Annotated in this window: 20 protein-coding genes; 16 read left to right on the forward strand and 4 right to left on the reverse strand. The window is 49.4% G+C overall.

Going from position 1 to position 21181, the window contains the following annotated elements:
• The first annotated feature begins 57 nt into the window (after positions 1-57).
• From QVE43_RS06350 to QVE43_RS06380, 7 genes are all read left to right on the forward strand, one after another.
• Positions 58-1299 (forward strand): dicarboxylate/amino acid:cation symporter, encoded by a 1242-nt coding sequence (locus QVE43_RS06350; RefSeq protein WP_288005262.1) that lies wholly within the window; start codon positions 58-60, stop codon positions 1297-1299.
• Positions 1300-1423: 124 nt separating this feature from the next.
• Positions 1424-2089: a heme exporter protein CcmB gene (locus tag QVE43_RS06355; RefSeq protein WP_288005264.1), complete on the forward strand. Its 666-nt coding sequence runs from the start codon at positions 1424-1426 to the stop codon at positions 2087-2089.
• Positions 2090-2101: 12 nt separating this feature from the next.
• Positions 2102-2797, forward strand: a complete 696-nt coding sequence (gene ccsA / locus QVE43_RS06360; protein WP_288005266.1) for a cytochrome c biogenesis protein CcsA — start codon at positions 2102-2104, stop codon at positions 2795-2797.
• Entirely contained in the window at positions 2794-3000 is a 207-nt protein-coding gene (locus QVE43_RS06365) for a CcmD family protein (protein WP_288005268.1), read from the forward strand. Before ccsA (QVE43_RS06360) ends, QVE43_RS06365 begins: the two co-directional genes overlap by 4 nt.
• A 19-nt stretch (positions 3001-3019) precedes the next feature.
• Positions 3020-3457, forward strand: a complete 438-nt coding sequence (locus QVE43_RS06370; protein WP_288005271.1) for a cytochrome c maturation protein CcmE — start codon at positions 3020-3022, stop codon at positions 3455-3457.
• A gap of 97 nt (positions 3458-3554) precedes the next feature.
• A complete protein-coding gene (gene ccsA / locus QVE43_RS06375; RefSeq protein ID WP_288005273.1) occupies positions 3555-6131 on the forward strand; it encodes a cytochrome c biogenesis protein CcsA in 2577 nt (858 codons plus the stop codon).
• A gap of 86 nt (positions 6132-6217) precedes the next feature.
• Entirely contained in the window at positions 6218-7447 is a 1230-nt protein-coding gene (locus QVE43_RS06380; protein ID WP_288005275.1) for a WG repeat-containing protein, read from the forward strand.
• A gap of 18 nt (positions 7448-7465) precedes the next feature.
• On the opposite strand, the gene QVE43_RS06385 is transcribed toward QVE43_RS06380, so the two are convergent.
• A complete protein-coding gene (locus tag QVE43_RS06385; protein ID WP_288005276.1) occupies positions 7466-8083 on the reverse strand; it encodes a rhomboid family intramembrane serine protease in 618 nt (205 codons plus the stop codon).
• A gap of 79 nt (positions 8084-8162) precedes the next feature.
• On the opposite strand from QVE43_RS06385, the gene QVE43_RS06390 reads away from it, so the two are divergent.
• On the forward strand, positions 8163-9719 hold the full coding sequence (locus QVE43_RS06390; protein WP_288005277.1) for an NFACT RNA binding domain-containing protein: 1557 nt from the start codon (positions 8163-8165) through the stop codon (positions 9717-9719).
• 58 nt (positions 9720-9777) lie between these two features.
• Complete coding sequence (locus tag QVE43_RS06395; protein ID WP_288005279.1) at positions 9778-10419, forward strand: LysE family translocator; 642 nt, start codon at positions 9778-9780, stop codon at positions 10417-10419.
• Here QVE43_RS06395 and QVE43_RS06400 read toward each other — a convergent pair.
• Entirely contained in the window at positions 10409-10930 is a 522-nt protein-coding gene (locus QVE43_RS06400) for a dihydrofolate reductase (protein ID WP_288005281.1), read from the reverse strand. The genes QVE43_RS06395 and QVE43_RS06400 overlap by 11 nt on opposite strands.
• A complete protein-coding gene (fmt, locus tag QVE43_RS06405; protein WP_245605267.1) occupies positions 10927-11844 on the reverse strand; it encodes a methionyl-tRNA formyltransferase in 918 nt (305 codons plus the stop codon). Before fmt ends, QVE43_RS06400 begins: the two co-directional genes overlap by 4 nt.
• 137 nt (positions 11845-11981) lie before the next feature.
• Here fmt and QVE43_RS06410 point away from each other — a divergent pair, with 137 nt between their 5' ends.
• The 6 genes from QVE43_RS06410 to QVE43_RS06435 all read left to right on the forward strand — a co-directional run bounded on the left by QVE43_RS06410 (position 11982) and on the right by QVE43_RS06435 (position 17701).
• A complete protein-coding gene (locus QVE43_RS06410) occupies positions 11982-13130 on the forward strand; it encodes an iron-containing alcohol dehydrogenase (protein WP_288005284.1) in 1149 nt (382 codons plus the stop codon).
• 563 nt (positions 13131-13693) lie between these two features.
• Positions 13694-15169: a hypothetical protein gene (locus QVE43_RS06415; RefSeq protein ID WP_288005286.1), complete on the forward strand. Its 1476-nt coding sequence runs from the start codon at positions 13694-13696 to the stop codon at positions 15167-15169.
• The gene (locus tag QVE43_RS06420; RefSeq protein ID WP_288005288.1) at positions 15166-15720 is read left to right on the forward strand and encodes a hypothetical protein; all 555 of its coding nucleotides are present in this window, start codon (positions 15166-15168) and stop codon (positions 15718-15720) included. The genes QVE43_RS06415 and QVE43_RS06420 overlap by 4 nt, the downstream gene beginning before the upstream one ends.
• Before the next feature lie 100 nt (positions 15721-15820).
• On the forward strand, positions 15821-16366 hold the full coding sequence (locus QVE43_RS06425) for a hypothetical protein (protein ID WP_288005289.1): 546 nt from the start codon (positions 15821-15823) through the stop codon (positions 16364-16366).
• Positions 16367-16488: 122 nt separating this feature from the next.
• Positions 16489-17046 carry a hypothetical protein gene (locus QVE43_RS06430; protein ID WP_288005291.1) on the forward strand — a complete coding sequence of 186 codons (558 nt, stop codon included), beginning with the start codon at positions 16489-16491 and terminating at the stop codon, positions 17044-17046.
• Between the two features lie 85 nt (positions 17047-17131).
• Positions 17132-17701: an LEA type 2 family protein gene (locus tag QVE43_RS06435; RefSeq protein WP_288005294.1), complete on the forward strand. Its 570-nt coding sequence runs from the start codon at positions 17132-17134 to the stop codon at positions 17699-17701.
• On the opposite strand, the gene QVE43_RS06440 is transcribed toward QVE43_RS06435, so the two are convergent.
• Complete coding sequence (locus QVE43_RS06440; protein ID WP_288005296.1) at positions 17698-20700, reverse strand: glycoside hydrolase family 3 N-terminal domain-containing protein; 3003 nt, start codon at positions 20698-20700, stop codon at positions 17698-17700. The two genes, QVE43_RS06435 and QVE43_RS06440, sit on opposite strands and share 4 nt — an antisense overlap.
• A 145-nt stretch (positions 20701-20845) precedes the next feature.
• Here QVE43_RS06440 and QVE43_RS06445 point away from each other — a divergent pair, with 145 nt between their 5' ends.
• Positions 20846-21181, forward strand: coding sequence for a hypothetical protein (locus tag QVE43_RS06445; RefSeq protein ID WP_288005298.1), 336 nt, complete (start codon positions 20846-20848; stop codon positions 21179-21181).

Raw genomic sequence — 21181 nt, forward strand, 5'->3', positions numbered from 1 at the left:
ATAAATTTAACTTGCTTCAATACTATGAGTTTATCAAACGGAAACAATAAAGGTTTTTTGGCTTTTTACCAGCGTAATCTTTTCGTTTTTATCCTAATCGCCTTAGTGGCCGGTATTGGTGTTGGTTATGTTTTACCGCATCGAGCCACATGGTTCACCTGGATGGGCGACTTGTTCATTCGCGGTCTTAAAATGGTGATAGTTCCGCTTATTCTCAGCTCCATTATTTCCGGTGTCAGCAATTTGGGGCAAAACAATAGCTTGGGGCGCCTCACCTTGAAGACCTTGGGCTACTATGTAATCACCAGTTTACTGGCCATCCTAACCGGTCTGCTCTTGGTTAACTTGATAGAGCCGGGCGTAGGGGCGCCTCTGCCCGATTCTACCGAAAACCTGCCGGAACTGTCTGCCGAAGGGGCTTCGCTGAAAGATACGCTGCTACGCATGATACCCACCAATGTGTTTGCAGCTTTTAGCCAAGGGCAGATGCTCAGCACCATCTTTTTTGCCGTTCTGTTCGGCGTATTCATCACCAAGGTAAAAGAAGCGCGCTACCGTGACTTGTTGAGTGATTTTTTCAATGCCACCTTCGAGGTGATGATGGGCATTACTATGTTTGTGATATTGTTTACTCCTCTGGGCGTATTTGGTTTGGTAGTAGATGTGGTAGCCGAGCAGGCAGGCGACAAGGCAAAGCTTGCCCTTATGGCAGCCAGCTTAGGGAAATACATGCTCACGGTCGTTGCCGGCTTGGGCATCCATGCTTTCGTCACTCTTCCTTTGCTTATGCTGCTGCTGGCGGGCATCAACCCCATCCATCATTTCCGTGCTATGCTTACCCCGCTCATCACCGCCTTTTCAACCAGCTCGTCGGGGGCTACCCTGCCGCTTACAATGGAAGCCCTTGAACACAAAGCCGGCATCTCTAACCGTATTACCAGCTTCACCATTCCGTTGGGCGCTACCATCAACATGGACGGCACGGCGCTTTATGAGTGTGTAGCTGCCATGTTTATTGCCCAAGCCTACAACATACATTTGGACTTCGGACAACAGATGGTAGTAGTCATCACTGCCCTTCTGGCTTCCATTGGTGCTGCCGGCATTCCCATGGCCGGGCTGGTGATGATATCGGTTATTTTGAGTGCTGTAGGGCTCCCACTCGAAGGCGTAGGTATGATACTGGCCGTTGACCGTATTTTGGATATGATGCGCACGGCCGTGAACGTATGGAGCGATAGTTGCGGGGCTGCCATCATTGCCCGCTCGGAAGGCGAAACCACGCATACCGTGGTCTGACGGCTTTCTTATGATATTCCACAAACAAAAGGCGCCGGCAAGCGCCTTTTTTATTTTATGGTCACTGCTTTGTATTCAATCATTTTTGTAGCTTTGCAGCCGAGACCCTGAACCCAAAAAGCCTGTGTCCATACGGCGCGTAATAGCACTCATACGGAAAGATTTGCTTTTGGAGTGGCGGCAACGCTATGCTCTCAACGGTCTGTTGCTTTATGTCAGTGGGGCTACCCTTATCATCTACATAGGTATTGAGCAAAGCGGAAGTGAGCTCCTGCCTGCCTTGTGGAATGTGTTGTGGTGGATAGTGGCACTATTTACGGCTACCAATGCCATGGCCAAGAGCTTCATGCAGGAAGAAGAAGAGCAGCAACTGTATTATTACACCATTGCCACCGCTCATGAAATACTGCTTGCCAAGGTAGTATATAACACACTGCTGATGTTGATATTGGGCACCGTAGGCTTTGGGCTGTACTACTGGTTTTTGCCGTTGCCTATTCCCCAAGCAAGCTTTTTACTCTGTTTGTTGTTGGGCTTCGTGAGCTTTGCCTGCTCGCTCACCATGATTGCCGCCATTGCTTCCAAGGCCGGCAATAACAGCGTATTGATGGCCGTGTTGAGCTTCCCTGTGTTGATTCCTCAACTGCTGATGCTTACCCGTGCTGCTTCTTTGAGTCTGATGTCAGCTGCTTGGGAGCTGATTCAGAAGGAGTTGTTTATGCTTTCTCTGATAAATATCATTGTGTTAGGCGTTGCTTTTGTGTTATTTCCGCTGTTGTGGCGGAGCTAAAACAGGTTTACTATGAAAAAATGGTATCAAATAAGCACCATCCTGCTCCTGCTTTACGTGATTGTAGGCGGATTCCTAATGCCTGTGCCACGGTTGCCCATTGTGAACGAAAGCATTCGCAATCTTTATTTTCATGTGCCTATGTGGTTTGGCATGACCATCCTTTTGGCAATTTCTGCCTACTACTCCGTGCAGTATCTGCGCAAGGGGACGGAAAGCCTGGACGACCACGCCGTGGAAAGCGTCAATACGGCAGTACTGTACGGGCTGTTGGGGCTTAGCACCGGTGCCATCTGGGCAAATTACACTTGGGGCGCTCCTTGGAACGGCGACCCTCAGCAAACCATGGCCGCCATTGGCATTTTGATTTATGTCGCCTATTTGGTGCTGCGCGGTGCCATCAACGACCCGCTGCGGCGTGCCCGCGTCAGTGCCGTTTACAATCTGTATGCCTTTGCCGTATTCATCCCCCTTATTTTTGTGCTTCCGCGTTATACGGACTCACTGCATCCGGGCAAAGGGGGCAACCCGGCCTTCAGCCAATATGACCTGGACAACACCATGCGCATGGTGTTCTACCCTGCCGTCATTGGCTGGACCATGCTCGCCTGGTGGATTACCAAACTGGCGGTGCGTGTGCGACAACTCAAAAGAAAACAAGAAGAAATTCAAACTCACAGACAAATACAAATTGAAGAAAACACATGAAACGGTTATTCTATAGCTTATGCCTGTGGCTGTTTGCCGTGCTGCCTTCATGGGCGCAAGGCAACGAAGTAGAGATGGCAGATGCTCTGCGTGCCAACGGAAAGATTTATGTAGTAGTGGCGGTGCTTGCAACCATCTTTTTGGGCATCGTGTTATATCTTGGGTCAATCGACCGCAAGGTCAAAAAACTCATGAAAGACTAAAAAAACCAATGCTCTACCTATGAAACGTATCCATATTTTCATCCTCATTGTAATTGCCGCCGCCATCGGCTTGATTGTGAGCTCTATGGGCAGCGCAAGCAAGTATGTGTCTTTCGACGAAGCCATTGCCATGAGCAAAAAAGGCAACAAAAAGGGCATTTATGTGATTGGCGAACTGCCTAAAGATGCCCAAGGGCACATTGTAGGCATGGAGTACAACCCCTCGGTGAACCCTAACCTTTTCCGCTTCATGCTCAAAGATGAAAAGGGCAAAGTGATGCCGGTCATCTACCCGGATGCCAAGCCGCAAGACTTCGAACGCGCCGAAAAGGTGGTAGTAGTGGGAAACGTGGAAGGGGATGCTTTCCATGCAAAAAAAATACTGATGAAGTGCCCTTCGAAATACAACGACCAACAAAGCCAAACCGGCTTCACCGAAGTAAGTGCTTCGAACTAACAGGACCCCTCATGTTTGTTACAGCTCAAACTCCCTTAGGCGGCAACACACGCAAGGGAGTTCTTTTTCTTATGTATGCAACTGAATGTAAGCACCTATGATACATTATACCATTGGAAATATCGGGCATTTTTCACTCATTGCTGCCTTCGTATTGGCACTCATGAGTGCATGGGCCTACCTGCTCACCGGTCGTTCAAAACTGCCTTTGCAAGCGCGTGAAAGCTGGCGCCGTTTTGCACGCCGGACTTTCCTGCTGCATGGTCTGTTTGTAACGACTGCGGGCATAGTACTGTTCGTTATCATCCTCAATCATTATTATGAATACTACTATGCCTATGCGCACGCTTCGCGTCACCTGCCCATAGAGTACATCATTGCCTGCTTCTGGGAAGGTCAGGAAGGCAGTTTCTGGCTTTGGATTTTTTGGAACGTACTCATCGGGCTGTTCTTTGTACTGCGCCGCCCTACCGAATGGGAAGCGCCCATTATGACGGTATTGGTGCTGGTGCAGGCTTTTCTTACTTCCATGATTTTAGGCGTGGTTGTGGGCGAGCTGAAAATAGGCAGTTCACCTTTTGCCTTGACCCGCGACGTGCTGGACCTGCCCATCTACACGCCCGGCAGTCCCATGTATAACCCTGACTTTGTGCCTGCCGACGGCACCGGCCTCAACCCGCTGCTTCAAAACTACTGGATGGTCATTCACCCGCCCACTTTGTTTTTGGGCTTTGCACTCAGTCTGGTGCCTTTTGCCTTTGCCGTAGCGGCTTTGTGGAAAAAAGAATTCACTGCTTGGATACGCCCTGCCCTGCCTTGGTTGGTCATTTCGGCGCTTGTGCTGGGGCTGGGCATCTTAATGGGCGCCTACTGGGCATATGAAACGCTCAACTTCGAAGGCTATTGGAACTGGGACCCCGTAGAAAATGCCGTGTATGTGCCTTGGCTGGCACTGGTAGCTGCTATTCATACCGCCTTGATTGCCCGTAAGTCAGCCGCTGCCCTTCGCTTTACTTTCTGGCTGGTTATCAGCAGTTTTATTTTGGTGCTTTATTCCACTTTTCTTACCCGCAGCGGTATTTTAGGCAATGCCTCCGTGCACTCTTTCACCGACTTGGGCTTGTCCGGGCAACTGTTGCTTTACCTGCTGTTTTTCATGGTGGCATCGGTAGGGCTGCTCATTGCCCGCTACAAACAATTGCCCAAAGGCGACAATGAAGGCGACCTGTCTATTTATCAGCGAGAGTTTTGGATATTCACTGCGGCGGTTATCATGCTGCTGTCGGGCTTTCAGGTATTGAATACCACCTCTTTTCCCGTTTACAACAAAATAGCTGAGTTGTTTGGCTTTGAGCTCAACTTGGCACCGCCCGAAGATCAGGTCATGCACTACACCCGCATTCAGCTGTGGTTTGCTGTGCTGCTGGCTATAGGCTCGGGCTTGGGGCAGTTTTTCTGGTGGAAAAACATCAAGGGCAAGCAGCAGTTGAGTGTGCTTTATCTGCCCACGGCACTGGCTATGATAAGCACTACGCTGGTCATCATATTCACCGGTGAAAAGCATCTCAACTATATAACCCTTTTGTTTGCCGCTTTCTACTCTATCATCAGCAACGCATGGATACTTACGGAGTTGTTACGTAAAAAACCCCGGCTTGCCGGCGGCGCACTCACACACCTGGGCGTAGGTCTGATGCTCATCGGTATTTTGTACTCATCCGGCTATACCCGTGTGGTATCGCTCAATGTGAGTGGTTTGCTTTACACCACGGATGAAAGCGCCCCTTCCGATTTCAACGAAAAAAACACCTTGTTGTGGTTGGATGAGCCCACGCCCGTAGGGCAATATGTGGCTACTTTCGAAGGCACCGCCCTGGAAGTGGACGGCTACCCTTCGTATATCCCTTATGACAAGGTGTATTTCCTCGATGACCCGCACAATATCGTTGCCCTTGAAGACATTCAGTACCGGGGCAACACCTACTTCAAAGCCGGTGATACGCTCTACACCCGTCCCGAAAATGTGTATTATCAGATTCGATTTGTTGACCAAACAACGGGCGATAGCTTCATCATGTATCCACGTGTGCAGGTCAACCCGTCTATGGACTTAACCCCCTCTCCTTCCATACGCAAGGAATGGGGCAAAGACCTTTACACGCACATCACGGCGGTATATCCTGACCCCAAAGAAGGGCGTGAATGGAGCGAAGCCGAGCGGCATGAAGTAGTTCCCGGCGATACGCTCTTTCTGAATGACTTTATTGCCATCTTCGACGGCGTGAAACAGGTGCGTGTATATAAGCAAATGGCGTTGAAAGACCATGAAATGGCGCTACAAGCGCACTGGCGTATTCTGAGCAAAACAAAAGAATACCATTTATCCCCTGTGTTCATGCTCAACATACAGGATGGCATGATTGCCTCACCGGCAGAAATAGAGCCTGCCTTAGGCTTGAAGATGGCTTTCGTGCGTGTGAATCCTGACAAGGGCACATTCGTTTTTGAAACACAACGCACCCAAAGAGATTATATCATTTTAAAAGCCATCGAAAAGCCACTTATCAACTTGCTGTGGATAGGCAGTTTGTTGATGATAGCCGGCTTTGGCGTGAGCGCCTACCGGCGCCTGCGGGCTGCCAAAGGCAAGCCGGTGGTAGAAAGTATCGCCTGATGTTTTTAAAAACAAGCACATTCCGGCGCTGCCTTTCCCCATAAAGGCAGCGTTTTTTTATATTGAACCAACCAACTCGTATGCTCATGCGCCCGTTTGTTGCTTTGCTCGCTTTTCTTTGCTTATGCCTGTTCGATGGCTGTCGAAGTCAAGAGAACGACATACACCCGCCACCGCCTTCGCTTATCCCCTACCGCATAAGTCAAAATTGGAAAGTGCGCTGGGGCTACTGCACACCAAGCAAGCAAATTGCAATCAAGACCGGATATGAAACTGCCGAGCCTTTCGACAGCACCCTTCATTGGGCTAAAGTCAAGAAAAACGGGCTGTGGGGGTACATAGACAGGCAAGGCAAAGAAATCATTCCCATAGAGTTCAAAGCCATTTGGGCATTCCGGAACGGCATAGCACCGGCTTGCAACAAACAAGGCAAATGGGGGCTTATCGACTCATTGGGCAATGAAGTGCTTGCCTGCCGCTTCGAGCGCCTAAGCAAACCAAACGAAGCCCAACAAGCAACGGCTTTGTACCACGGGCAATGGGGCATCATTCACCGCAACGGCACGTGGTTGCTACCCCCCGCTTTCGAAGCCACTGCCCTGTGTGGCGAAGGGCTGCTCGCAGCGAAAAAAAAGGGGCAATGGTTCTTTTATGACGCCCAAGGGCGTTTGCTCTCAGAAGAAAGCTACCGGCGCATCGGGCAATGCCGCGACGGACGCATAGCAGTTGCAAACATAGTCAATGGTGAATACCGCTATGGTTTTGCCGGCAAGCATGGTCATTTGGTCATCCCTTTGCAGTTTAAGGAGGTGCATGATTTTAGCGAACAATTGGCTGCCGCCCAAGATGCGGCTACCGGCAAGTGGGGCTTTGTGGACACCACCGGGCAGTGGCACATTCCGCCCCGCTACGACCAAGTACGCGACTTCAAGCAAGGACGGGCAAGCGTACAATCAAACGGCTATTGGGGCATCATCAACACACAAGGGCAAGCGGTGGTTGAGTTCCTTTACACCATACTGGGCAACTTCTCGGAAGGGCTTGCCCCGGTTCAATATCAGGGGCGCTGGGGCTATATCACTTCGCAGGGCGCCAATGCCATTGCGTTTTTCGAAGCAGAACAAGCCGGGACCTTCAGTCAGGGGCTGGCGGCCGTCAAACACAAAGGCAAATGGGGATACATCAACCGCAAAGGCGAATGGCAAATCCCCCCTCAATATGAGGAAGCCGCCCCCTTCCGGCATGGGCTTGCCAAAGTGCGCTTTCAGGGCAATGAAGGATACATCGATGCTGCCGGCAGGCAATATTGGAAATAAAAGGCGGCTTTCCGCTCTTTAAAAAGCATTTAAAAAATGCTGCCATGCTCCGGGCACGGCAATCAATGTAAACAGCACCCCTATGGCAGCACCGCCTAAGTGTGCCGCATGGTCTATGTTTCCTTTACGGGAAAACAATCCATACAGCGAGTAAGCCACAAAGCCCAACGCAAAAAGATAGGCAGGAATGGGCACCGGAATAAAGAACAAATACAAAACGGCGTCGGGCGATATGAGAATAAAGGAAAACAAAACGCCTACTACACCACCCGATGCCCCCACCGACTGAAAATAGCGGTTGTTTCTATGGCGCCACAGGTTGAAAAGCTGCCCACCGATGGCACTCAACAGAAAAAGAGCCAGATACCACCCCCAATAGGCAGTTCCAAAGAAATAGCGAAAGTACTTTTCCAAGGCACGCCCGAAGAAAAACAGCGTGATGGCATTGAATAAAAGATGCAAGGTATTCACATGCACGAAGACGGCAGTTATGAGGCGGTACCATTCGCCCTTGTGCCACACCACATAGGGATTGAAAGCCAAGCGCGCACGCAGGCGGGGCACAAAGTTTACAATGCCGGCTACTATCACCATAAGACCAATCAGGGCGGCTGTTGTCAGATTTTGAGTAATCATACTTTTTGTTTAGATAATAAAACTTTTAGTCATGCAATAAAAGCATTTTTCTATTTTTGAAGCCAACCATTCATTCAAGATGCATCTCTCCTACTATTTCATACGGCAAATAAGCCAATATTTGGCAGAAACAATTTGCGACTGGCAACTGGGCACTGCTTTTAGCCAAGAAAAAGACGAATTGATATTGGGCTTTCATCTTGGTGAACGGGAGTTCTTTATCCGGGCACAGCTCACCCCCCAATGGGCAAGCCTTTCCTTCCCCACACACTACGCCAAAGCCAAAGCCAATGCGGTGGAATTGTTCGAAGCCCTCCATGGGCGGCGTCTGCTGCGTGTAGAGCAGTTTCATAATGAACGCGCTTTTTGCCTGCATTTTGAACAAGACTACAGCTTGTTGTTTAAGCTCTTCGGCAACCGCTCCAATTTGGTTGCCTACCAAGGCGGGCAGGTCATCGAGTTGTTTCACAAAAAAATGGAAGAAGACCACCATCTTGAACTTGACAGCCTGCACCGCCCTATTGAACACTCAGCACAGGCATTCATAGCATCCGGCGGTAACATACAGGCATTCTTTCCGGCTTTCGACCGCTTCGTGATGCGCTACATAGAACTGCAAGGTTGGTTGCAGCTGCCCTTAAGTGAGCAATGGCAAAAGTTATTGACCCTCCACGAGCAGCTTCTCCATCCCGGCGCTTACTATATAGGCACGTGGAAGAACAAACCGCTATTGTCGCTTGTCGAGCATCCCGAGCTGCAAGTGCGGCACGTGACTACCTCGCCCATAGAAGCCGCCAACGAGCTGCACCGCTTGTATGTGCATGAGGTTGTTTTTTTACAAGAAAAACAGCAATACACCAAGCAGCTTGAGCAGCAGCTTAAGCGCTGCGAAAACACCCTGCAAAAAAGCAAGGAGCGCCTGCAGGCCCTCCGGAACGCACGCTTCGAAGAGCTGGGACACTTGATTATGGCTCACCTGCACGCCATAGAGCCGGGAAGCGAAGAAGTGGAAGTATTCGATTTTTACAAAGAAGCGCCTTTGCGCATCAAGCTCAACCCACAGCTAAGTCCGCAACAGAATGCCGAACGTTTTTACCGTAAGGCAAAAAATCAAAAAATAGAAGAGCAAAAGCTATTGCAAACCATCGAAACGAAAGAAAACGAATGGTTGCGTCTTCAAACGCTGCTCCAAAGTCTTGACGAATGCCATGATTTCAAAAGTCTGCGCCGTTGGGCAAAACAGCATGGCTTTGCCGGTCAAAGCAAAGCAGATGAAAGCCTGCCCTTCAAGCGCTTTGAATACAAAGAATTTCAAATATGGGTGGGCAAAAATGCCAAAAGCAATGACCTGCTTACTCAACGCTTTGCCCATAAAAATGACCTTTGGCTACATGCCAAGGACGTCGCCGGCTCTCATGTGGTCATCAAACGCAGCGGACAAAAGCAAATACCCCGGGATGTGATAGAAAAAGCGGCTTCACTGGCCGCCTACTATTCCAAACGCAAAACCGACAGCCTGTGCCCCGTGATTGTCACAGAAAAAAAATATGTGCGCAAACCGAAAGGGCTGGCACCCGGGCAGGTGATTGTAGATAAGGAAGAAGTGATAATGGTAGCCCCCGCACCTTTTGAGTAAACTTGCCTGATGCCTGCTTTTTTATTTAAAATAGCAGTTTCAAAACCAATGCAACTTTATGATACTGGCCATCGTAGCAGGGATTTTCATCGGCATAGTGCTTAGCTGCACCTTGGGAACCGTCTTTTTTTCGCTTATTCAAAACAGCATTGAAAACGGCTTTAAAAGCGGCATGATGATAGCCGGCGGCGTGATTCTCTCCGATACCATGTTCATTTTGCTGGCTTACTTTAGCGCACGTTTCATTCCGGAAAACAACCACAACTGGGAATTTTATGTGAGCCTCGCGGGCGCATTGCTTCTATGGGGGCTGGGGTTGGCTTCGTTACTCAAAAGGCATATTAAAAAGCGCCCCGTCAAGCGCATGCAGTTTCAGAAGAAGGTTTATTTTGTTGTCAACGGCTTTTTGCTCAATACACTTAATCCTGTGAACTTCTTTATCTGGGTGGGCATAGCCGCACAGCTCGAAGCCAAAGGCTACTTCCCCGACAGCTACAATTGGCTGTTTTTTTGTTTTGCCCTCTTGGGTATCTTCAGCACCGAAAGCCTCATTGCCCTTTCAGCACAACGCCTCAAAAGAGTCTTCAATGAGCGTACGCTTCTTCGCATCAGCCGGTTGAGCGGCCTTGTTTTCCTGCTTATTGGCAGTAAGCTGTTCTACGATGCCCTCACCAAATACACTGACCACCTCATGTGGTAGGCTTTTGCCAATGCTGCCACACGAAAGCATAATCGTTGTGTTCATTGGCTTCAAAAAAGCGCTCTTCGAGCAGGTGCCACCCCTCCACCACATGTAAAGGAAAGAAAGTGTCGCCCTGTGGGGCTACCTGCACCAACGAAAGCATCAGTTCATCTATTAAATCACGCTTGAACATCTGTTGATAGAGTTCGCCCCCGCCTATCACAAACACATGCCCGCCGGTGAGTTCTTCTGCCAACCGCAGGGCTTGGTCGATGCTGTGGGCCACCCAAAGCGGCTTGCCTGCCTCTATCAGCTCGCGGGCATAATCTTTCTGCCCTGTGAGCACAATGTGCGGGCGCCCGGGTAAGATGCCGGGCAGCGATTCAAAGGTTTTGCGCCCCATGAGTAAGGGGGCGCCCATTGTTTGTTTTTTAAACAGCTGCAAGTCGTCACGCAGATGCCATGGCATCTTTCCTTCCTTGCCAATTACCCCATTGAGGGCAGCTGCTACTATAGCTATTCGTTTCATATTGTGTGCCCTCTTAAAAACTCTTCAATATCCATGACACGCTTGCCTTCGGGCTGTAGTTTTTTTACAGACAGATAGCCGTCGCCCGTACGCACCAGCGCAAAACGCTTTTGGTCAGTAGCCCATTCGCCGGGCTTCAAGTGCTGCCACAAGTCCGGGGCGTATGGCTCTTGGTCAGGGCGCAGTGCCCAGTATATTTTCAAGTTCTTTCCTTGCCATTCAGTCCATGCTGCCGGATAGGGCGACAAGCCACGAATAAAATTATAAAGTGCTTCTGACGAACGCTGCCAATCGATACGGCAGGTGTCTCTGAATATCTTGGGCGCCTGGGTTGCTTCGCCCTGCTGCGGAACAGACGGGCAGCGCCCCCATGCGATGGCTTGCACCGTGCGCAAGACCAAAGCAGCGCCTTTATGCTTCAAACGCTCGTAGAGTGTGCCTACTGTGTCGTAGTCGTCGATAGGCTCCGTATCTTGAAAAATAATGTTGCCGGTGTCTATCTGTTCATCAATAAAGAAAGTGGTCACGCCTGTTTCTTTTTCCCCGTTGATGATCGCCCAGTTGATGGGCGCCGCCCCACGGTATTTGGGCAAGAGCGAAGCGTGCAGGTTAAAAGTAGGTGCCAGCTGCCACACTTCCTTAGGCAGCATACGAAAAGCCACGACCACCTGCACATCGGGCTTCAGTGCCTGCAAGGCTTCCAAGAAGGCGGGCTCTTTCATGCGCTCCGGTTGCAAGATGGGCAGCCCTTTGCTTTCGGCATACTGCTTCACGGCCGAGGCTTGCAGCTTACGCCCCCGCCCGGCGGGCTTATCGGGCACGGTCACCACACCCACCACTTCATAACCGGCTTCTACCAATGCTGCCAAAGAAGCCACCGCAAAATCGGGCGTACCCATGAATACAATGCGCATAAGCTACGTGTATGTTTAAAGTTTGAACATCATGACTGTCAACAGCTGCAAAAGTACGCAAGCCCGGCTTGAGAACCAAAGGCGGCTCTCCCATGTTATGAATGCACAACAACATAAACCAAACAGCCGTATTCATCATGGAAAACTTTAGTGTTTACAACCCCACCCGTCTGCATTTCGGAAAAGGATGTGTGAGCGAAAAGCTCGCTCAAGAAGCAAGCGTATGGGGCAAGCGCGCCCTCATTCTCATTGGCAAGGGCTCAGTCAAAAAAAATGGTATTTTGGATGACGTCACCCGCCAATTGGACCAAGCCGGTATTGCCTACGAAGTGTTTGAGGGCATCAAGTCTAACCCCGTTTATCAAGATGCCGACCGCGCCATAGCACAAAGCAAAGCATTTAAAGCCGATATGATTATCGGGGTGGGCGGTGGCTCTGTCATCGACACCGCCAAGGCGGTAGCTTTGGGGCATTATAGCGATGCGTCTATCTGGGATATCTACATGCGCCAAGTGGAAGCACCGGCGCAAGCCCTTCCCCTCTTGTGTGTGCTTACTTTGGCAGCCACCGGCACCGAAATGAACATGTTTGCCGTGCTGCAAAACGATGAAGCACGCATCAAAAAAGGATTTGGGCACCCGGGCATGTATCCGAAAGTGTCGTTCCTTGACCCCGCCTATACCCTTTCGGTACCTTTGAACTATACCGCCTATGGCGTAGCCGACCTCATGGCACACACTTTTGAGCTTTATTTCGACCCCTCCGACGCACCGCTCTCCAACTACTTTGCTACCGACATCATCGCACTTGCCTTCGACTATGGGCGGGCGGTCATACAGAAACCGCAAGACTACGATGTACGGGCAAACATCATGTGGTTGGCCACCACTGCCCTCAATGGCACCCTGAATGCCGGTAAACGCGGGGGCGATTGGGGCGTGCATGCCATCGAGCATGCGCTCAGTGTTTTGTTCGACATCCCCCACGGGGCGGGCTTATCCATTGCTTATCCGGCATGGCTCAAGCACTTCCTGCCCAAAATCAAAGACAAGCTCACTTTTATGGCAGAGCGTACCTTGGGCAAAGGCACCACAGCAGAAGCCTTCATCGATTATCTCGAAAACTTTTTCAAGGAAATAGGCACCCCCATACGCCTTAGCGAAGTAGGTATAGGTGAAGACAAACACCCCCTGATTTTGGAAGTATTCAAGCAAAACCGTGTACGGGGCATGCACTTCGATATGAACGAAGAAGATCATAAAGCCATCTTGCAGTTGATGGCGTAAAAAAACACTGCTGCTCATATGCATTTGCACCGCCCTCCCAAGGGGCGGTTTTTTTTGTGTATTTCGCTTTATCAATAGTCACCTAATACTAAAAACCTAAAATCTAACATTATCGCTACATGTTATTTTGTTTACATTCTCTTATTTACTACCCTGCAAAACTACTTATTCAAACACATACGGCACCTAAATATTATTTAAAAAACTATTGCGATTTTTTTTAAGCAAAAAATTACATTTGCAATATAAAAGTACCAAACAAAAAAATCATGAGAAAAACAAAATTCCACCATCTATGGAAAATAGGGGGGGGGTAATTTATATCCTCCTTCTCTATGGTTGTGGTCTCCGGCAGACGCCTGAACTGCTGCCGCAAAACCAAGTGGCTTATTACGTAAAGCTGGCGCAAGAAGCCTTGCCACCGGACCCTTGGGCGCACAATCCACTACCCGACGGAGTGCCTCTTTACCACTCCCTGTTGCCGGCAGAGGAAAAGGAAAAATTGGAAAGTTACTTTTATCCTCAATGGCAGCAGGCAGAGCTTTACTACAATCAAGCAGGAAATGCTGTACTTGCTGGTACCCTTGCACAGACCTCTGAGTGTGTTTTACTTCACAGCCTTCCGGCGACGCTTGCGTGTGGAATTCGACCAAAACAAGCAAGTGGTCAGCAGTCATATTGTAGAGTTTATTACCGAAGACAAAGTCCTTCGGGAAAAAGGCGATCTTGTACTTGCTGAACCACAGCTTTTTGATAGACAACTACCCGGTATTCTAGTTACCTATGACTTCCACTACCGGCTAACTTACCAATTACAAGGTGACAGCATTGCAAAAGAAAGTATTTATTTACATAACCCCAAACAACTACTCGCTATAAAGCAGCATCCGGAGCAAGGGTTTATTACACTAGATTACCCGTCTGACCAAGCCCCTCCATCTGTAACTATTACATGCAATGACGGCTCCATGTGGACCAATACTTCTGACGGACACTGGGTAAGCAATCACGGTGAAATAGTAAGTATGGCAGATGTCGGCGGCAACCCCTGTCAATCGGGAGGGGGAGGAGCTTCGGGAGGAGGAGCAGGAGGAGGCTCCGGCATTGGCAGCCCACCGGTGGGTGGTGGGGGCTCCGGCTCCGGTTCCGGCAGTGGTAATCCCGGCTGGCAAGATGGCATTGAGCTGCCACCTATGGACCCCGGCGACACCCATCCGAAGTTTCTGCCTATCAAAAACCCGGACAACCCACTGCCGGGCAACCCCATTGACTTCGGACCTTTCACTCCCACAGAGGCTTTTCTGAGCAAACTGGGCTTGAAGGTACTATGGCAGCAAATGATGGATATACCGGAGTTTCAGGAGCTGGTAGCAAGCATCAATAACCCCAACCCAAGCATGTTCATGCTTGTTTTAGATGTCACCAACCTTGTTAATAGAGACAGTATTGTATATGGTTATGTTAAATACACCATAGACAATAACTCCTCACCTAACAAAGGGATATTTCGTCTAGTTCTTACCCCTGATGCTTTTTCCTTATCTCCCGGCGGCTTGGCAATGGTAATTACTCATGAACTCATCCATGTAAAGTTTAAAACCGACATGGTAGCAGCTGCTAATACCGTAACCAACTGGGAGGCTCTACCACAAGAGCATTACTTGAAACAAGCTTATGACCGTTTCAATCTCTCGCAGGTTTCTCAAGAAGCAAGTAATGAGGGTTTCACACTTGATGGCGATGACAACAACCATATCACTCATTGCATCATGGCAGAAAGCTATCGCCCCATTATCGGAAAAGTTGGTTATGCCATTGATGCCGCCTATAACCGCATAAAGGAAGGCATTACACAAGAAGATTACATCTTCGCTGCCTGGATAGGACTAAAAGGAACCATTCTATATTTTCGGGAAATATACAATTCCCCTGACAAAGAAAAACTTCAAAAAAGACTTAATTACCTACAAGACAACATACACTACACTGAGCCTCCTTTTAATGTCATTTACCAAAACAAAAACAGAATAGCCCTATGAAAACATTCAGTAAACTATTACTGCTTTGTCTCCTGTGTGTCTTCGCTCAACACGCACAGGCACAACGGTTCAGCCTGCGAGACAATCAACAAAGAACCGGAGATACCCTCTATCTCCGCCTCACCGGTGAAAAAAACGGTGTGTCTTATATCGAAAAAACTCAACGCACTTGGCACCTGCGGGAACCAGGAGAAATGGGTGATTCGCTCCTTATTTACTACCAAATATCCATAAACATATACAAAAACAACCCTAAAACTTTCTATGCCCATTTTTCATCACTATTTACACCCATAGACATCCGCATTATCAATCGCCGCAGAATGCCCACACACAGAGAAGTACCACTCCAAGACCTGAAAGGGCTACATATACTCAGCCCGGATGAGTTTCATGAGCTAATAGTTCCTCACCGCAAAAAAGGACTCCCCTACGGCTGTACTGTTTACCACTATCTGAAAAACAAAACCGTTTATGTCGTAGAGGAACTCCCGGACAAGGCCTACCTCTGGCTCGTAGTGCCCACTCATGCAGATTGTGTAAAGTTCTAAACCCCGCCGCCCCGCTAAAAGGGGCGGCTTTTTTCATTCATTAAATGAATGCTTGATGCTTCGTCCGTTTTTGCTAAATTCATAAAAACAGAATAGCCCTATGAAAACATTCAGTAAACTATTACTGCTCTGCCTCCTGTGTGTCTTCGCTCAACACGCACACGCCCAAGACAACGCCCCGCTATACATGCTTTTGGAAGACATCCCTGGACAGCCTGCCAAGTTGTACAAGTCCTCCACACGCCCTATGCCACTCAATGAACCCGGTCCTTTTGGGGATTCCTTAGAGATGCACTATCTCTTCAGCTTCCAAATCACAAGATATCTCGATAAAAATCTAACAAGCACCACTATTGTATTCATCACCGCATTTGACGCCCGCCTGCGCGGGAAAAAGCCCAATATGCACCGGGAAATACCACTTTCCGAAGTCGATAACCTACCGGTGATGTCCCCGGCTGAACTGGCTCAGTTGATACTAAGCGACTATAACGGAGACAAGCTGGTACAAATACAGGACCATTTGTGTTCTTTCTTTTTCAAATGCCAAAGAAACAAAAGACCACTATTCGTAGTCGAGAAGCTGCAAGACAAAGCGGTCATTTACCGCGTGGAATTCGTTCCTTTATTCTGTGAAAAAGAATAAGCATACAAAAAACACACCCTCTACCCCGCCGCCCCGCTAAAAGGGGCGGCTTTTTTCATTCATTAAATGAATGCTTGATGCTTCGTCTGTTTTTGCTAAATTCATAAAAACAGAATAGCCCTATGAAAACATTCAGTAAACTATTACTGCTCTGCCTCCTGTGTGTCTTCGCTCAACACACACAGGCACAACGATTCAGCCTGCGAGACAATCAGCAAAGAACCGGAGATACCCTCTATCTCCGCCTCACCGGTAAAAAAAACGGTGTGTCTTATATCGAGAAGATTCAAGACGCTTGGCACCTGCGGGAACCGGGAGAAATGGGTGATTCGCTCTTTATTTACTACCAAATATCCATAAACATATACAAAAATAACCCTAAAATTCCCTATGCCCATTTTTCATCACTATTTACACCCATAGACATCCGCATTATCAATCGCCGCAGAATGCCCACACACAGAGAAATACCACTCCAAGACCTGAAAGGGCTACATATACTCAGCCCGGATGAGTTTCATGAGCTAATAGTTCCTCACCGCAAAAAAGAACTCCCCTACGACTGTACTGTTTACCACTATCTGAAAAACAAAACCGTTTATGTCGTAGAGGAACTCCCGGACAAGGCCTACCTCTGGCTTGTGGTGCCAACTTATCCAGCAGATTGTATAAAGTTCTAAACCCCGCCGCCCTTTCACGGGCGGTTTTTTTGTGTATTTTTAAGCTTTGTGTAGAGGTTCATAAGTTTTAAAACAAGATTGCCCCATGAAATACCGCCCTCTTATTGCTTGTGTTTGCGTGTTGTTACTTGCCGGTTGCCGCAGCCTGCGCGACATGAAAAACTTCTCCCGCTGTGAGTTTCGTTTGGAACGTATCGAAGCGGTTCAATTGGCAGAACAGGACATCACCGGCTTGCAAAGCTGGAAAGAACTCAACATGCTTCAGGCCGGCAACATTTTGCGCCATGCCATGCAGCAAAAACAACTGCCTTTACAACTCACCTTCCGCCTGGCAGTGTATAACCCCAACCAAGCGCGCGCCGCACTCAACCGCATCGACTACGAACTGTGGTTGTTCGGTAAAAAGGCAGCTACAGGCAGCTCCGGGCAACGCATGGAAATAGAAGGCGGGCAAACGGCCTCTTTTTCCATGAGCATAGACAGCGACTTGTGGGCACTATTCCAAGGGCAAGACGCGAAAGAAGTTGCAGAGAAAGGCTTTCGCTTGCGCCAAGCCGACGGCAAAGCCACCGGGGCGGTCGAGTTGCGCATCAAACCGTACATACGCATACTCAACCGCTCCATTGCCTATCCGGGCTATGTACGCCTGCCTTAGCGGCGCAGATTGAGTTCTTGCTCCAGCTGCTCCTCCAGCTTTTGCGTGGCAAAAAAGAAGGCATGTTCCATCAAAGAGCGGTAAACCACATCCGACACCTTGCGCCGTATATGCTCGGTAATCAGCTTTTTATTGTCGGCTGTGGGGTGCACCCGGTTCGAAAGGAAAACAATCAACAAATTATAGGAAGGGTCTGCCCATACGACCGTGCCCGTAAAGCCCGAATGACCATAAGACAAGGGCGAGGCATAGCGCGAAATATAACTATACAGGTCGCCTTTGGGCGGTTTGTCCCATCCCAACCCGCGGCGGGTGGTACGCTCCTGCCGTGCCGAAAAGAGCGTGACGGTTTGGGGCATTAAGTAACGGCGTCCTCCATAATATCCCATCTGCAAATACATTTGCATGACCTTTGCCAGATCGTTGGCATTAGAAAAGAGACCGGCATGCCCCCCTACGCCCCCTTCCATGGCAGCAAACGGGTCATGCACATAGCCCTGCAACATCTGTTTGCGAAACTCCCGGTCGTCTTCGGTAGGGGCAATCAAGGTTTTCGGATAGCGCAAAGTGGGGCGATACATCAAACGGTAAGCCCCCAAAGGCTCGTAAAGATTTTGCGCCAGGAAACGGTCCATTGGTTGGTTGAGCAAACGCTCCGCAATTTCTTTTAACAAATAAAACCCTAAGTCGCTGTACACATAAGGATATTTGCCCTTCCGCTTTTTAAGCATTTCTGACTCAATTACCCATTTTTTTAAAGAGTCGGGTAAGGAACGGTGGGCATACATGCGGGCGGCCACTTCTATGGGATAATTGACAGAAAAGCTGTTCAAATAGAACCGGGGCAGCCATTGACCATCGGGGGAAAGCGTGCGTTGCCAGAAAGGAATGAATGCTTTCAAGCCGGCTTGATGTAAGAGCAAATCATAAATGGTGACTTCGCCTTTTGGATTGCCCTCCAGCTCGGGTAAGTACTTTTTAATGGGGGTGCGCAAATCAATGAAGCCCTGCTCATAAAGAAACTGTATGGCATAGAGGGTGCCGGCCACCTTCGATACCGAGGCGATGTCGTACAGGTCGCGTGTAGTAACCGGGCGCTCGCCAAAGTAGGTAAAGTGACCATAGGCTTTATGCCATACCACCCGCCCGTTGCGTGCCACCAACAGCTGCCCCCCGGGCATGGCTTGCATGTCTATGGCTTGCTGCATGAGTGTATCTACCTGTGCAAGCAGACGGCTGTCCAGCCCGGCGGTTTCCGGTACCTGCGAATACTGCAGGCGCTGCAGTTTTTGTGTGACAATGCCGGTTCCCTGCCGGAACTTGCCTGCCGACACCGGCAGTTGCCCTTCGAAGGCAATGGCGCCAAAAATAGCTTGCGGCACTGCCTGCAAGGTTTGCGGCGTTTCTTCATAGGCACAAATGAGGTGTTCGATGTCTTCGAGTTGTTTCAATGCATAGGGGCTGCCGAAAACAGCCACGACTACCTTGGTCTTTTTCTGCAACTCTTTCAAAAAGCGGATGCTTTCGGCCGGGATGCCAAAAGAGGGCTTGCGGCGCCAGCTCATGTCAAAAATCCCTACCACTACCAGAGAATGGCGCGATGCGTTGGCCAGTATCTCATTGTAGAGGTAGGCATTGTTTTTTTCTTCCTTGTCTATGGCGTAATGAGTAAACGAAGCGTAGAGGTCGAGGTAGTCCTGAAAATCGTTTCCATCGGGCAAGCCAATGCTCACCGAAGCCATTTCTTCGAGCTCTATATGGCGAAGGGGCAACAGGTCGTCTTCATTGCGCACGAGCGTCAAGGCTTTTTGGTAGCATTCTTCTATGAGTGCCCTATAAACGGGCTTGTGCAAGTCTTGTGTTATTCCTTCAATCGCCACTTCTTGGGGGGCTGTAAGCCCCAAGTCATATTTTGCCGACAAGATACGGCGCACATGGGCATCCAAGTCTTCTTCTTTCAATTCGCCTTTTTGCACAGCTTCTTCTATGAAAGCTACTGCCTGCGGCACGCTCTGCGGAAAAAGCAGTACGTCGTTGCCGGCTTGTAGGGCCATCAGTTCTATTTCGCCGGCTTTAAAATAGGCGCTCACTCCCTTCATATTCAAGGCATCGGTAAACAACAGCCCATCATAAGCAAGGCGCTTGCGCAGCAAGTCGGTAACTACGGGCTTTGAAAGGGTGGTAGGGCGCTTGCGCTTATCCAAGGCCGGAATATAAAGGTGGGCTACCATCATGCTTTGCACACCCCCCAAAATCAATTCTTTGAAGGGGTATAGTTCGAGTGTGTCGAGGCGCAAACGGCTGTGAGGTATTACGGGCAGGTCGTAATGAGAGTCGGTGTCGGTGTCGCCATGGCCGGGAAAATGTTTGGCACAAGCTATCAAACCATGTTCTTGCATGCCACGGGCATATGCCAGCCCCTTGGCTGCCACCCGGTATTTGTTTTCCCCAAAAGAGCGATAGCCTATTACCGGATTGGCAGGGTTGTTATTGATATCGACCACCGGTGCAAAGTTGATATGCACGCCAATGCGGCGGCACTGCTCGGCTATTTGCTTGCCCATTTCATAAATGTAGGCATTATCGCGCAGGGCGCCCAAGGTCATTTGGCGTGGGTAGGAAAGCGTACTGTCCAGGCGCATGCCCAACCCCCATTCACCATCGATGGCTATCCACAAGGGTATTTTGGCTGCCGCCTGCAAACGATTGGTGATAAGGGCTTGCCGCACCGGTCCACCCTGAAAGAAGATGACCCCGCCAATATGGTAGTCGCGCACAAGACGCTCCAAATCCTGCACGTGGCGCTCGTCTTTATTGGAATAAGCGGCCACCATCATCAGCTGTCCAATCTTCTCGCGCAAGCTCATGCTACGCATGACGCTATCAACCCAGCTTGCTTTATTGACCTGCCCGGGCGGCGCCTCCGGCCGGGGCGGTGCGGGTGGTATGAATGCAGGTATCCATAAAGTCAGCAGAAGTGCCGCAAATGTTCGAATCATTGAAATGTACCCGGTTTTAAGATGGTCATTGCCCTTGGCTACAAGGTGTAGATAAAGGTAAAACTTTAGTACTTTTGCAAAAAAGCAAATACTTTGCAACTTTTGAAGCAAAAGGCATCGTTATTTTTCTAAATACACAAATACCATGCGCTTTTTCCTGTTTAAATTACCCAAATACAAGCGGTTTCATTTTATTACCCGCTACTACGACCCTGAAAAAGAAGAAAGAGCGCAACGTTATGAACGCATTTTACGGGCAGCCCGTCCGGAACGCGACCCGGAAGAAATCAAAGAGTCAATCAGAGCTTTTTACCGCCGTCGTCAGGCAAGCAGTGCGCCGCCGGTCAAGACGCGCGGCCTCTACATTGGTGCTATAGCCATCAGCACTCTGGGCTTTCTGTATATTGGCTTATGGGCATATCTGTTTGCCGGTATAGTGATTGCTGCGGACTGGTGGCATCGTCGTAGCTCAAATGCATAA

The organism is Thermonema sp. (assembly GCF_026003375.1).
Lineage (GTDB): Bacteria > Bacteroidota > Bacteroidia > Cytophagales > Thermonemataceae > Thermonema > Thermonema rossianum.